Source organism: Pseudomonas sp. LY-1 (genome assembly GCF_053502595.1).
Genome location: NZ_CP094353.1, coordinates 6,020,012 through 6,033,075, shown reverse-complemented (window position 1 = coordinate 6,033,075; position 13,064 = coordinate 6,020,012). Strand labels below are relative to the sequence as shown.

12 protein-coding genes and 1 pseudogene are annotated in these 13,064 nt (G+C 59.1%); 6 read left to right on the top strand and 7 right to left on the bottom strand.

Annotation, left to right across the window (positions count from 1 at the left end):
* Window positions 1–41: 41 nt before the first annotated feature.
* Together MOQ67_RS27665 and ltrA are read left to right on the top strand one after the other, a co-directional pair.
* Window positions 42–554 (top strand): annotated as a pseudogene (locus MOQ67_RS27665) (IS5-like element ISPst7 family transposase); the annotation flags it as partial.
* 519 nt (window positions 555–1,073) lie between these two features.
* The gene (ltrA, locus tag MOQ67_RS27660; RefSeq protein WP_010562502.1) at window positions 1,074–2,342 is read left to right on the top strand and encodes a group II intron reverse transcriptase/maturase; all 1,269 of its coding nucleotides are present in this window, start codon (window positions 1,074–1,076) and stop codon (window positions 2,340–2,342) included.
* A 731-nt stretch (window positions 2,343–3,073) separates the two neighbouring features.
* Here the strand turns inward: ltrA and MOQ67_RS27655 are convergent.
* From MOQ67_RS27655 to MOQ67_RS27630, 6 genes are all read right to left on the bottom strand, one after another.
* On the bottom strand, window positions 3,074–3,247 hold the full coding sequence (locus MOQ67_RS27655) for a hypothetical protein (protein ID WP_016712140.1): 174 nt from the start codon (window positions 3,245–3,247) through the stop codon (window positions 3,074–3,076).
* Window positions 3,248–3,566: 319 nt separating this feature from the next.
* Entirely contained in the window at window positions 3,567–4,340 is a 774-nt protein-coding gene (locus MOQ67_RS27650; RefSeq protein WP_073624886.1) for an E2 domain-associated cysteine-rich protein, read from the bottom strand.
* Entirely contained in the window at window positions 4,337–5,881 is a 1,545-nt protein-coding gene (gene pycC / locus MOQ67_RS27645) for a Pycsar phage resistance system uridylate cyclase PycC (RefSeq protein ID WP_003127475.1), read from the bottom strand. The genes MOQ67_RS27650 and pycC overlap by 4 nt, the downstream gene beginning before the upstream one ends.
* Window positions 5,882–5,961: 80 nt before the next feature.
* A complete protein-coding gene (gene pycTIR / locus MOQ67_RS27640; RefSeq protein ID WP_010562503.1) occupies window positions 5,962–6,888 on the bottom strand; it encodes a Pycsar phage resistance system effector protein PycTIR in 927 nt (308 codons plus the stop codon).
* 459 nt (window positions 6,889–7,347) lie between these two features.
* Window positions 7,348–8,436: an endonuclease/exonuclease/phosphatase family protein gene (locus MOQ67_RS27635; RefSeq protein ID WP_126588947.1), complete on the bottom strand. Its 1,089-nt coding sequence runs from the start codon at window positions 8,434–8,436 to the stop codon at window positions 7,348–7,350.
* Between the two features lie 40 nt (window positions 8,437–8,476).
* On the bottom strand, window positions 8,477–9,136 hold the full coding sequence (locus MOQ67_RS27630) for a YciC family protein (RefSeq protein ID WP_046381956.1): 660 nt from the start codon (window positions 9,134–9,136) through the stop codon (window positions 8,477–8,479).
* A 181-nt stretch (window positions 9,137–9,317) separates the two neighbouring features.
* On the opposite strand from MOQ67_RS27630, the gene MOQ67_RS27625 reads away from it, so the two are divergent.
* The 3 genes from MOQ67_RS27625 to MOQ67_RS27615 all read left to right on the top strand — a co-directional run bounded on the left by MOQ67_RS27625 (window position 9,318) and on the right by MOQ67_RS27615 (window position 11,345).
* Window positions 9,318–10,082: a DUF2076 domain-containing protein gene (locus MOQ67_RS27625; RefSeq protein ID WP_017848309.1), complete on the top strand. Its 765-nt coding sequence runs from the start codon at window positions 9,318–9,320 to the stop codon at window positions 10,080–10,082.
* A gap of 128 nt (window positions 10,083–10,210) precedes the next feature.
* Entirely contained in the window at window positions 10,211–10,687 is a 477-nt protein-coding gene (locus MOQ67_RS27620) for a LabA-like NYN domain-containing protein (protein WP_017848308.1), read from the top strand.
* 46 nt (window positions 10,688–10,733) lie between these two features.
* A complete protein-coding gene (locus tag MOQ67_RS27615) occupies window positions 10,734–11,345 on the top strand; it encodes a 3'-5' exonuclease (protein ID WP_017848307.1) in 612 nt (203 codons plus the stop codon).
* Window positions 11,346–11,525: 180 nt separating this feature from the next.
* Here MOQ67_RS27615 and MOQ67_RS27610 read toward each other — a convergent pair whose 3' ends face one another.
* Window positions 11,526–11,987: an Lrp/AsnC family transcriptional regulator gene (locus tag MOQ67_RS27610; protein WP_046381959.1), complete on the bottom strand. Its 462-nt coding sequence runs from the start codon at window positions 11,985–11,987 to the stop codon at window positions 11,526–11,528.
* Window positions 11,988–12,147: 160 nt separating this feature from the next.
* Between MOQ67_RS27610 and yedA the strand changes: the two genes are divergently transcribed.
* Entirely contained in the window at window positions 12,148–13,044 is an 897-nt protein-coding gene (gene yedA, locus MOQ67_RS27605; RefSeq protein WP_057005123.1) for a drug/metabolite exporter YedA, read from the top strand.
* Window positions 13,045–13,064: the final 20 nt, after the last annotated feature.

Genomic DNA, 13,064 nt, shown 5'->3' with positions numbered 1-13,064 from the left:
ATTTTGGCAAAATACCCGGATTCCACCCACCGAGTTTCCCGATGAAGCAGATGACCTTCGCCGACGCCGAGTACGCTGGCAAGCGCAAGCAAACCCGCAAGGAGTTGTTCCTGATCGAGATGGATCGGGTGGTGCCGTGGAAGGGCTTGATTGCTTTGATCGAGCCACATTATCCGAAAGGTGAAGGTGGCCGTCCGGCCTACCCGTTGATGGCGATGCTGCGTGTGCATCTGCTGCAGAACTGGTTCGGCTACAGCGATCCAGCGATGGAGGAAGCGCTGTACGAAACCACGATCCTGCGCCAGTTTGCCGGGCTGAACCTGGAGCGCATCCCCGACGAAACCACCATTCTCAACTTCCGCCGCTTGCTGGAGAAACACGAGCTGGCGGCCGGCATCCTCGCTGTCATCAATGGCTATCTGGGCGACCGCGGCCTGTCGCTGCGCCAGGGCACCATCGTCGATGCAACGCTGATCAATGCGCCCAGTTCGACCAAGAACAAGGACGGCAAGCGCGACCCGGAAATGCACCAGACCAAGAAGGGAAACCAGTATTGTGTGTCACGAACACAGGTCAGATGACCTGTGCTGCTGTGCCGAAGATGGAAGTAGGCCTTCCGAAGTCGGCTTGCAGGAGCGGACTTCAAACCACCCGGTGCTGCTGCATCCAAAAGGTGTGGTGGTGAGCGACCGAGGAAAAGTCATCCCTGAGGATGGCAGGTGAGTATGGAGAAGATGAGCGAAAGCAAACCGTCCGATGACGCATCGTTATGCCCAAGGTGCTGCCGAAACTGAGGTGGAGTACTGGCTTCAGGACAAGTCGGGGCGTTACCTGCTTACGGACCCGATGGCAGCCGGTGTATAGGCGGCATGATCTTCATACAGGCTTTGGTACGGAACGTGAGAACCTTGTTCCAGATGCGAAGGAAAATGACAAATGGCCAACACCATGAGGAAGAATACCGATGCTGGAACGAGGGGCGGAGCTTCCCGTAGTAGCGATGAAGCCTCTGTAATGGAGGTGGAGCGAAGGGGCGGCGTTATCCGGCCGACGAGCGTTGCCAACCTCCGGGGATGAGTGGCGTGAGCTCGGCGAAACCTTATGACATAGCGAAACGCACGGTATGGGACGCCTACCAGCAGGTCAGGGCCAACCGCGGTGCTGCCGGCATCGACGATGAAACCATCGCCGATTTCGAGCGGGATCTGTCTAAGAATCTCTACAAGCTGTGGAATCGGATGTCGTCGGGGTCGTACTTCCCGCCTCCGGTCAAGCAAGTAGAAATTCCCAAGGCATCGGGAGGCACGCGCAAGCTGGGAGTGCCCACGGTTGGTGATCGTGTCGCGCAAACCGTGGTCAAGCTTCTCATCGAGCCGGAGCTGGACTCGATCTTCCACTCGGACTCCTATGGGTACCGGCCGGGACGATCAGCGAAGCAGGCGGTGGCGATCACGCGTGAGCGCTGCTGGCGATACGACTGGGTGGTGGAGTTTGATATCAAGGCAGCCTTCGATCAGATCAATCATGGGTTGCTGATGAAGGCGGTGCGCCTGCACATCAAGGAGGACTGGATACTTCTGTACATCGAGCGGTGGCTGGTTGCGCCGTTCGAAACGGATGACGGCATGCGCGTCCCACGCGAACGCGGCACCCCGCAAGGTGGAGTGCTCAGTCCCCTCCTGATGAATCTGTTCATGCACTATGCCTTCGACACCTGGATGCAACGTACCAGCCCCAACTGCCCGTTTGCCCGCTACGCCGATGATGCGGTGGTGCACTGCCGCAGTCGAAAGCAAGCGGAGTACGTGATGCGCTCCATTGCTTCACGGCTGGCTGCCTGTGGCTTGACGATGCACCCGGAGAAATCGAAAGTCGTGTACTGCAAGGACAGTAACCGTCGCGCAGGTTATCCGCATGTGAGCTTTACCTTCCTCGGCTTCACCTTTAGGCCGAGGAAGGCGCTCAGCAAACAAGACCAGCTCTTCACGAGCTTCCTTCCGGGAGCGAGTGCGGATGCCTTAAAGCGGATGCGGCAAGCGGTACGCAGGTGGCGACTCAATCGCCAAACCCACGTGACGCTGGTCGACGTGGCTCGGCTCTACAATCCAGTGATACAGGGGTGGTGGCAATACTATGGCTCGTTCTATCGGACAGCCATGCTTGGCATCTTCCAGCACATTGACCGCGCGCTTGAACGCTGGGCCCGACGAAAATACAAGGCCCTTCATAGGCGCAAGCGGCGCATTAGCCAATGGCTGGACAAGATGCGGACTGTGGTACCCCGGCTGTTTCATCACTGGCGAGTGACCGGGCAGCAAGGTTGGATAACGGGAGCCGTATGACGCGAGAGTGTCACGTACGGTTCTGCGAGCGGCTGCGGGGGCAGTTCCCGCGGCCGACTCACCATTTCGGCAGTGCGACCTGAAAGTCGCATGGGTTTCTGTTCCGCAGGTTAACGCCCGACGGAACCGACTGTTCCACCACTCGTTCCCTACCCAGACAGGCGTGGCCGGTAACAGCCGGGTCTGAAGCTCTGGGGACAATGTAACCGCCGATATTTCGGTAGGTCGAACCGCGAGGCCAGACTGAATCTGCCAGCATCAAGGCGGAGAGGCGCTAGGGATGAACAGGTACCCGCCAACTGCACGGGGGTGATGGTGCTCGCTTGGCGACTGGCTTCTTGCTGGAGGTTAGAGATTGCTTCGGCAATTGCCTTGGTCTGAGCCACATAGCTGCCGGATAGGTTGGCAATCACAATGCAGCAACGCGGTAACTCCAGAGCGGCGCTCATCAGGCAGCTGAGTGTGTAGGTGCTCACGGTAGCCAGCGTACCGCCGCCGATGACAGTAGTGCTCGCGTTTTCAAGGTAGGGCGGCAACTCATCGAGCATGATCAGGGTCGGTTTGTCCCCGATAATTTTCTTCCAGCCAGCCTGATCGACCGCGCGAGGGCCATTGACCCAGTAGGGCTTGATGGCTTCCTCTTCGCCTAGTTGGGTAGTCGCGAATGATGGGGTTGAATGTGCATGCCTGCTTGACTGTCTTGAGCATCTGCTCGACTCCCTGAGAAATACTTAATCGTTGCTCGACTGACTGGAGGGTGGGGTGGGCTGCGGAATGGAAAGCTCCTGACTCACCTGCTGCAGAAACCACTCACGCATGGTCAACCCACGCGCCTTGAGTGCGGCGTAGATCTGCTGCTTTTGGGCAGGATCAACCTCGATCACAACGCGATTGCTAGTTTTCATAGGCATGGGCACCTGGCTTAGGTTTGTAACGTGACGTGATGTTATGTTCGAAGGGGAGGGGCTGGAAGCCCTGGCGTACATTAATTTATTTTCTCTTTTAGGAGCATCTTGAGGTAGGCCCCCGTGGCCTGGCCGTTACTTCTGCCAAGTACTAAAAACGGGGTACCGGCCGGTCATCATGGCCTTCGACTGCTCAGGGTTAAGATCCTGTTGTTGCTCCTGCCAGTTGCCTGATCAGACGAAACGTCCCCGGTATGAGCGGCGGGCTGCTAGTCCAGATGCCGACTCGCCTGGGGACCAGCCCGAATTACACCGGGACTTATGGGCTGAGTGGGCAGCTATCGCAGGAACCACAGCAAGGCTTGCCGTGCATGGAGTCCCAATATTGCCGCTCAGCCTCTTCCCAGTCCCGCAATGCGAAAGCCAGTTCGGTAGCCTGCTTTGCATGGTCATGGCAGCGTCGAATTCGTTTAGGACGGCGGCGTCCATACAGGCCGCAGAAGCAGCGCCTTTTTTGGTTGATTACCCGCCGGGACTTTTCCCACACGCTAAACAAAGGCACTGTTCCGGAGATCACATCCAAGATAGGTCGCTCTTTGGACTTTCTGCGCTTGAGCCCTAGCTGATTTACCGCAAGATCGTTAGCGATTTTGCCACTGATTGCGCTCGCAGCCTTCTGCGCTCGCAGTTGATGTCGAGCTGCGTCGCCGTGTGCCCACGCGGAACCATTCGGCCATCTGCGCAGAGTGCGAGCGCGCTCTTGAAGCTTTAGGTATTTGTAGATTGTCTCAAGCCAGGCACGAGCGGACGGCTCGTCTGAGACAGGAAGCGGATTGGCGCCCGCGTAAAACAGACAGAACGTACCATCATAATTGATGTGCCGTTCCGGGCAAAAGCCTGGCAAGTGATGTGGTGTGCTTTCGCGTGCTTCTATCCATTCACCGTCTTGGCGTAAATGCAGCTTGTAGGGGAGCGTTCTCCCGTCCACCAGCCGAATCGGAAGATCAAGCGTTGCTGTCTGCGGAACGGATGTTACACAGGTACCCCCGAAATCTGGGGCGACCTGTGCAATCAGGTCGAGCGCTGTGCTCAACGGCTGCCGTCTACTTTCTGGCGGGAGTGGGGCTGCACCTGACGCTCATCTGCGCGAATGATGGCGGCGGAACCCGCATAGGCTTCCGAGCGAGCTTGCTTCGCAGATGCGTCCCCATCATCTGCCAGGGCTTCGGTAGCTTCGTTGTAGTCCAGGTGTGATGTCTTACGACTCTTCCCAAACAGGTTCTGCACAGCTTTCGATGCTGCGTCGTAAGCTACTTGCCCGATCGCGGTTTCCACCCCCGAACACGCGCATTGGCGTTTCTCAGACTCGATCACGCTACGCCCGATAGCGCACCTAACTCTATTACCCTTGGCGCCCAGGCGCGTGACGGCTATTGGGCCCAGATCGAAGCCAATCGCGAGGCCGAGGTCGCCGGTTTCAATACCTTCGGCGTTCAGCCGCTCAATTGCGAGATTGAAGCTGCTGCGCAGTGCACCTGCTAGCCGTGTGGCCTCGGATACTGACTTCTCTTCGTCAGTAGTATGCGCGGTGCCGTCACAGGATAGGGCTTGCACGCAGTCTCCGATGAAGCGCACCCGGCGCCCTTCGAAGTCGGAAGTCACGACCCGCTCCAGCTCGGAGCGGATGACATGCAAAGTCCGCACGACATCGTCGGTCTTCTCGTTGATGTGATCGGCCACGTAGGCTGTGAAGCCATCAATATCGGCGTAGAGGCTCACCATCTCCTGTCGCTTCGAGTTGGCCGGAGTCAGCGAGTAAATGTCCATATCACGCAGGGGTGGGGTTTGGCGGGAAAACTGGTAACCGCCAATGGGGTTCTTTTTCAGATCCTCACGCCACTCCTCGACGATCTCGTCGGACGTGACATCCAGCTTGGCCGCATCCTGACATGCCTTGATCTCTATCGCGGTTAGGGCAGATTTTTCCGGCTCATCGCTTTCCGCAAGGCCGATGGCCTTACGAGCATTGTTGGTCAGATAGATACCCCTGGCCTTGTTATTACTGGCCAGTTTCGCGGCATGGTTCGCTGGATCGCCCAGGAACAAGGGTTCGCGGTACCCGCTGCGGCCATTGTTTACAGCAAGAGCTAGGCCGGTATCGATGCCAATTCGAACCTTGGCTGCTGGGATTTGCTCATCGTCGTCGCCCGTCTCTGCAAGCACGTCAATGATCAATTGCGCAGTCGCAACGGCGCGTTGAACACGCTTGGTCTCAGCGCCGGACTCAGTGTTGTACGGCTTAGTGAAAAGGGAGTGCAGCCGCTGACTGTGGAAGTCGACGCGGCGCGCATCAACCTTGTTGAGAATTCGCTTGACTGCCCGGTAGTGCTGGTCAAGAAAGCGCAGCGTGCGCTTGTGACACTCTGTGCCCTCGACTGCAGTGATGTTCAGCATGTCCTCGAGATTCATGATGTCCGCATACATGTGGACCCCATCCACGCGGTACGCGGTACTGGTAGGAATCGATTCCAACGACATGTCGCGCACGTAATCCTTGATGGTGATTTCCTCAACATCAGCGATCTTCTGGTCTATGTGTTTTGCAGCGCGATCATGGTTCCAGCTCTTGCTCATCGATCACTCCTTCGGGTGATTGGGCGCGCTGCAATGCGGTAGGCAAGCGCATGCCAAATTTGCTTGTTGACAGATATCCGTTACTTCGGTCCTAGCTTGTTGAAAATGGTGCGTAGCTGATTGCAGGCTGGAGATAGGCTGGAGGGCAGCTGGTCTTCACTTTTCGTTAGGCGATATCCGATGGTTGTCAGCCCTTTCAGATCTGACGGCAGATGTACCTCGTCACCCCTAGGCTCAAGAAGGAAGGTTCGTGCCCTGCCAAGTCGTCCTACGAACAGGCCAAGCTCGAAAATGACGTTGTCGCGCGGCGTATTCTTGGTTTCCTCGCGCATTGTGACGGAGTCGTCCGGCTGTGCGATTGCGATGGCAAAATCGCACTCGTCCAGTTGCTCTTCGAGGCTTTCAAGGGCGTACTGCGATGCGCGGAAAACGCCTTGTGTCCAGGTCTTTACGAAGAACTTGTCGTGCTCAAGGTTATTCTCGATTGCCCGGGCAATAGGGAGTGCCTCGACCGAGCAAATGATGAATACGTGGGATGACTGATGGGCAGGAAGCACCATGTCGTTTCGCTGGTGTAGTCGATCGACCAGTTGCCGAGTGACCTGTCGCCAAACCGAGGGATACGCGTCCGCAATGGACTTGAAGTCTGCCGCGCTGACCTTCAAGACAATCGAGGGCTCGGTGGCCAGTACAGTAGCAGAGCGCTTCGCTGTTGGGACCAGAGCAGCCATTTCTCCGACGTGATCGCCGCCCCCTCGTGTTGCGACTTCACGATCATGGACCTTCACCTGGAAATGCCCTGTGATGATGAAATAAACCTCGGAGTCCTCCGCGTCCTCGGTAATGAGCACAGCATCCTTAGCGATCTCCTCCAGCGTTCCTACCTCTGCGAGGCGGCGTGCTAGGTCTTGATTTCCGAGTACCAGCTTCTGCTCAAGCAGTACTTCCTCAAGAACGGCGCGGCCTGACGGCCCTTCAAAGCGATCGATCAACTTCCCAGTAGTCATGATGGTGAGCATTCCCTTGCGAAGAGGTTGCGGGGGCGTTCACAGAGAAATGGGGACGTGCGTCACCCTTTCAAGGGGCGCTGAAGAAAAGATCTGGGCATGGCGGGCGCTCAGGGACGCAGGTTCAAACTCTGTTTGATTGCATTCGGGAGTAGTGGGCCGAATGTTCAGTGTCAAACATTTTGTGCTGTAAGACCTGACGTGCTCTGGTACACCTGTCAAACCTTCTCTTGATTGGCGTCAGTTTTTGTCAATCAATGGGGGTGAGTTTGACGGTCAATGGGGAGTCGCCGAAATAGCATCATAGGTAGGGATTACGGGCGATTTGGCGGTGTCAATCGAAGGAACGTAATTTGATAGGTCACATTACTGGCCGGATGACCCGTTGGTGGCCGAGGCCACCGCCCGAATCAAACCACGCAAGTAAGCGTGACCGCGATTCAAATGTGGGAGGGGCGGTTATTGCGCGGCGGGCAGCAGGAAGCGGGCGATGACCGGCAGATGGTTGGAAATGCGCAACGTATCCGCCTGGCGCACCTTGGCTTCTACACGCTTGATCCGCGAGCTGTAAAACAGATAATCGACGGTGCGATCCGGCCCGTCCAGGCTCGGGTCATTCGGAAAGTGCGTCAGCCACTGCTCACGATCAATCCCGGTGGATTCGCTGTTGCTCGGGATCATCGGGTATTTGTCCCACAGCAGATGCAGTTCGCTGTCCGGTGAATACTGCCCGCGTTTACCGGCATCCAGGCGCAGGAATTGCCCCAGCGGCAGCAAATTGAAATCCCCGCCGATCAACCACGGCGTACCGCGGCTTTCGAACTTATCCAGCAGTTTCACCGTGGCCTGGACTTGTGCTTGCACCGCATTGCGCCCGGGTGCGTCGCCCTCCAGGCGAGTGTTGAGCACCGCCAGTTGGCCGCCGTCGCTCAAGGGCAGATAGGTCAGCAGCAACGCCGGTTTGGGTTGGAACTGACGGCTGATGAAATCCGCGGGCGGTACGGGCAATTGCAGGCGTTCGGCGTGTTCGATCTGGTAGCGGCTCAGGGTCACCAGCTTGCGGCCGACGCTGCCGAAAATATGCAGGTTGGGGATAAAGTCGGCTTTCCAGTCGAAGGCCTGGGCGCTGCAGGGGTAGAGATCGACGAGCCGCTCTTGCAGCAGCGCCACCTGATCCTGGTAGTGGGACGGCTTGGCGCCTTCGTCGAGTTCCTGCAACAGCAGGATGTCGGGCTGTTCGTCGCGAATCACCCGGGCCACTTCGTCGAGGCTGAAGGCCATGTCTTCGACGGTGGGGCGGTCGTCCGGGCCGCTGCCGTCGGCGGTGTCGTACCAGAACACGTAGTTCTTGCCGGCCAGGTACTGCACGTTCCAGGTCATCACCTTGAGCGCCTGCCCGGGCAACAGGGTCGGCGCACGGGGCGCGATGCAGCTCACGGGCAGGGTTTGCTTGTCGGCGGGGCGCCAGGTCAGGCTGTAGATCAGGGCCGTCAGCAGGCCCGCGATGATCAGCAGGCCCAGCAAGGTGATGCGCAATAAACGGGTCATCGGCTCGGCTTATAGCGTGTCAGGGGTGACACGGAGCATATCACCGCACGTCGGCGTCGCCACCGATCAGCATAAATAAACGGAACAGCACCACACTGGTAAACAGCTGCAGGAAGCTGTGCGCGCTGTCGATCAGCACGCCCAGCAACGGCGCGGGCTCGGGATACGCGGCCATGCTGGCGCCTTTGAGCAGCCACAGTGGCGTCATTACGCACAGCAGGCACACCAGGATTCGCCAGAAATGCCCGCGGGTCAGGCGCAAACTTTCCTTCATCGCCGCCAGTGCAGGCATGCCGCGCAGCACCAGCAGGTACTCGGCGAACGCCAGCACCACCATCAGCCACAGGCCCGGCAGGAAATACAGCGACAGCCCGAGCAATATCAGCAGGGTGCTCATCGCCGTCAGCAGGGCGAAGCGCGGCCACAGCGTCAGGGCCATGGCCCACACATCCTTGGTGCGCGGCGATTCGCCACGGGTGCGGGCGTCGAGAAACAGGATCAGCGCCCCGGTGTACAGCGGATACACCAGCAACCCCACCACCACGCTGTAGCCGGGGAAGGCGTCCGGGCCGAGCGTGTGGTCGAGCACCTGTTGCAGCAGGGCTTCGAGGATCACCAGCGGCAGGCACAGCTGGACGATGGCGCCCAGGTTGCGCTGGGTGAAACGGAGGGAGTCGCGCAGCACATCTAACGGATTCATCAGAGTCATCACAGGCCGAAAAAAAGCAGGGGCACACTTTAACCGATAGGTGCCGTGAGCAAGCAAACGTAAACCTTGAGTAAAGACCATTGAAACAACTGGTAACACCCCCATAACTAGCAGGACCGAGCCTGATCACAGGCCGGACCATGATTTTTACCGGCAATCTAACGAGGTCGCCATGAACAGCGAAGAGCAAACCCTGATCGATGGACTGTTTTCACGGCTGCAACAGGCCGAAACGGACTCAGCCCCCCGCGACGCGCAGGCCGAAGCGCGGATCAAGGAGCATATGACGCGCCAACCGGCGGCCGGGTACTACATGACCCAGTCGATCCTGGTGCAGGAACACGCGCTCAAGAACCTCGACGCGCAGAACAAGCAGCAGGCGCAACAGATCCAGCAATTGCAAGACGAGCTGCAGCGGGCCAAGTCCCAGGCGGCACAACCGGCGCCGAGCAGCGGTGGCTTTCTGTCGAGCATTTTCGGCGGCGGTTCCCGTGACGCGCAACCGCCACAGAGCGCTCCGGCCTCATCCGGCGGCGGTTGGCGTGAACCGGCTCGGCCGTCTTTCGGACAACCTGCACCGCAACAAAACTACGCCGCCCCGCAGCAGAATTACCAACAGCCGCAACAACCCGCTGCCGCCCCCATCGGCAGTGGCTTTCTCGGTGGCGCCCTGAAAACCGCAGCGGGTGTGGCCGGTGGTGTGATGCTGGCGGAAGGTATCAGCAGCCTGTTCAACCACAACTCGCAACAGCCGCAAGTGGTGGAAGAAATCATCCGTGAAGTGCCTGCGCCTGCCAGTGACAACAGCAACTGGGGCAACGATGACCAGAAGTTTGCGGGCAACGACAACTGGGGCAGCAACAATTCCGACAGCTTCGCGGACAGTGATTATTCCGACAACTCGTCCTCCTTCGACGACGACGATTCCTTCGTCTGACGCATCCAGGCCGGGGCGCTTTGCCGCCCCGGGCTGATTTTTCCCGGAAACTTTCCCGTGGCTGGCATACTGGCAACCTTTGCGGACCTTCGCGTCCGGGGTCCAAGCGGCAGTCATGGGGAAGTGCGGTGAAGAAAATTGCAGTGTTCGCCGATGTACAAAACCTCTACTACACCGTGCGCCAGGCGTATGGCTGCCACTTCAACTACGCCGCCCTGTGGGCTGACATCAGCTCGCGCGGGCAGATCGTCGAGGCGTATGCCTATGCCATCGACCGTGGTGACAGCAAGCAGCAGCAATTCCAGCAGATCCTGCGCAACCTGGGCTTTACCGTGAAGCTCAAACCCTACATCCAGCGCAGCGACGGCTCGGCCAAGGGCGACTGGGACGTGGGTATCACCATCGACATCATGGACGCCGCCGCTAACGTTGACGAAGTGGTGTTGGCTTCCGGCGACGGTGATTTCGACATGCTGCTCGACCGCATCATCCACAAGCATGGCGTCGAAGCCGTGGCCTACGGCGTGCCGGGGCTGACGGCCAACTCACTGATACGCGCCGCCAGCCGCTACGTGCCGATCGAAGGCGCGTTGCTGCTCAAATAAGCGCTGCGGTTCAATAGATAAATGCTTAGACGGAGTTGGAACAGGTTTGGAACGTATAGCGGTCATCGACTTTGAAACCACCGGCATCACCCCGAGCAGCCACTGCCGGGCCACGGAAATCGCGGTGGTCATCCTCGAACGTGGCCAGATCGTGGACCGCTACCAGAGCCTGATGAACGCAGGCGTGCGCGTGCCGGGCTTTATCGAACAGCTCACCGGCATCAGCAACGCCATGCTGCGCAGCGCGCCGCCGGCCGAGCGGGTGATGAACGAAGTCAACGAGTTCGTCGGCACCACACCGCTGCTGGCGCATAACGCCGCGTTCGACCAGAAGTTCTGGGACTTCGAACTGGGCCTGATCCGCCGCACCCGCCTGCAAAAATTCGCCTGCTCGCTGCTATTGGCCCGCCGCCTCATGCCGGCTGCACCCAACCACAAACTCGGCACCCTCAACAGCTACGCCCAACTGCCCCACACCGGCCAGGCTCACCGGGCCATGGCCGATGCGGAGATGGCGGCTAACCTGACGGCGCATCTGGCCGAGCAACTGCGACGGACCCATGGCTTGCGCGAGCTGTCCCACGACCTGCTGTGTACCTTGCAGAAAGTCCCGGCGGCGAAGATCAATGAGCATTTGAAGAAGCATCGCGGGTTCTGATAGAACAACGCCGTTCAAAATGTGGGAGGGGGCTTGCCCCCGATTGCGGTGGGTCAGCTACACATAAGCTGACTGATCCACTGCTATCGGGGGCAAGCCCCCTCCCACATTTTGACTGTGTTCATCCATCAAAGTGGGAAGGGCGGTGCGACGATTCGACTTGCCCCCGATGGCGCTGGATCAGCCACCACTTTTCCCATTCCCCTCCAACTGCCCCAACGGCACCCGCCGCTCTATCGCGCTCGACAAAATGATCGAGGTCTTGCTGAACCCGAACTTCGCTATCCGATTAATCAAACTCTCCAGCTCCGGCATGGTGCCTACCGCCGCTTGCATGATCACGCACGGATCGCCCGTGACCCGGTGGCATTCGGTCAGTTCGGGGATTTCGGCCAGGGCGTCGTACACCTTCTGGCTGCCATGGTTGGTCAGGCGCAGTTCGATCACGCACTGGATCGGCAGGCCGACTTTGGACAGGTCCACCTTGGCCTGGTAGCCGGTGATGACGCCGCTGGCTTCCAGCTTGGCCACGCGCTCGGCCACGGCGGGGGCGGAGAGGTTGACCGTGCGCGCGAGTTGCGCGTAGGACGCGCGGCCGTCTTCGAGCAGGGCGCTGAGGAGCATGCGGTCGTATTTGTCCATGAAAAGGCTCCAGCGTCAGGTGGCTTTCGAAAGCATGGTTTATAGCCCTCATAACCATGCTTTGAAAAGTGTATGGGCGGTTTAAACAGGTTTTGTAACTTATGTTTATGCACCTGTCTTTTTAGAATAAGCCTCTCTTTTTCTGCCGCAGAGCTGCCCAATGCCTGGCCCACGTCGCTTTCCCTTACCGTTGATCGCCGCCTTTTTTGCGTTGTATGTGATTTGGGGGTCTACCTACCTGGTGATCCGGATCGGTGTGGAGTACTGGCCACCGCTGTTGCTGGCGGGGATTCGGTTCTGTACGGCGGGGGCGCTGATGTACGCGTTTTTGCGCTGGCGTGGAGTGCCGGCGCCGACGTGGGTGCAATGGAAGTCCGCCGGGATGATCGGGATTTTGCTGCTCACTTTCGGTAATGGCGGCGTCACGTTGGCGGAGCACGCGGGGGTGTCGTCCGGTGTCGCTGCGCTGGCCGTGGCGACCGTGCCGCTGTTCACCTTGCTGTGCGGTTACTTCTGGGGCGCGCGTAATACCCGTCTGGAGTGGGCGGGGGTGATCCTGGGCATTATCGGCATTGCCATGCTCAACATGGGCAGCACCTTGCAATCGAGCCCGATCGGCGCGGCTTTACTGCTGTTCGCCGCCGCTTCGTGGGCGTTCGGTTCGGTGTGGAGCCGGCAACTGCCGCTGCCCCAGGGCGCGATGGCCAGTGCGGCGGAGATGCTGGTGGCCGGTGCGGCCCTGTTGCTCGGCAGCGCGGTGTCCGGTGAGCACCTGCAAGCCATGCCGCCGCTGGAGGGCTGGCTGGCCCTGGCCTACCTGACGGTGTTCGGTTCGATCATCGCCTTCAACGCGTATATGTACCTGCTCAAGCACGTGCGTCCGGCTGCCGCGACCAGCTATGCCTATGTGAACCCGGCGGTGGCGGTGTTGTTGGGGATCGTGTTTGTCGGCGAGTCCATCGGCATCGAAGAGGCACTGGCCATGTTGGTGATCATCAGCGCCGTGCTGTTGATCAGCCTGCCCCAGTGGCGAAAGCCTGGGCCGAAAATAAGGTAAACTGCCGCGCATAACGCCTT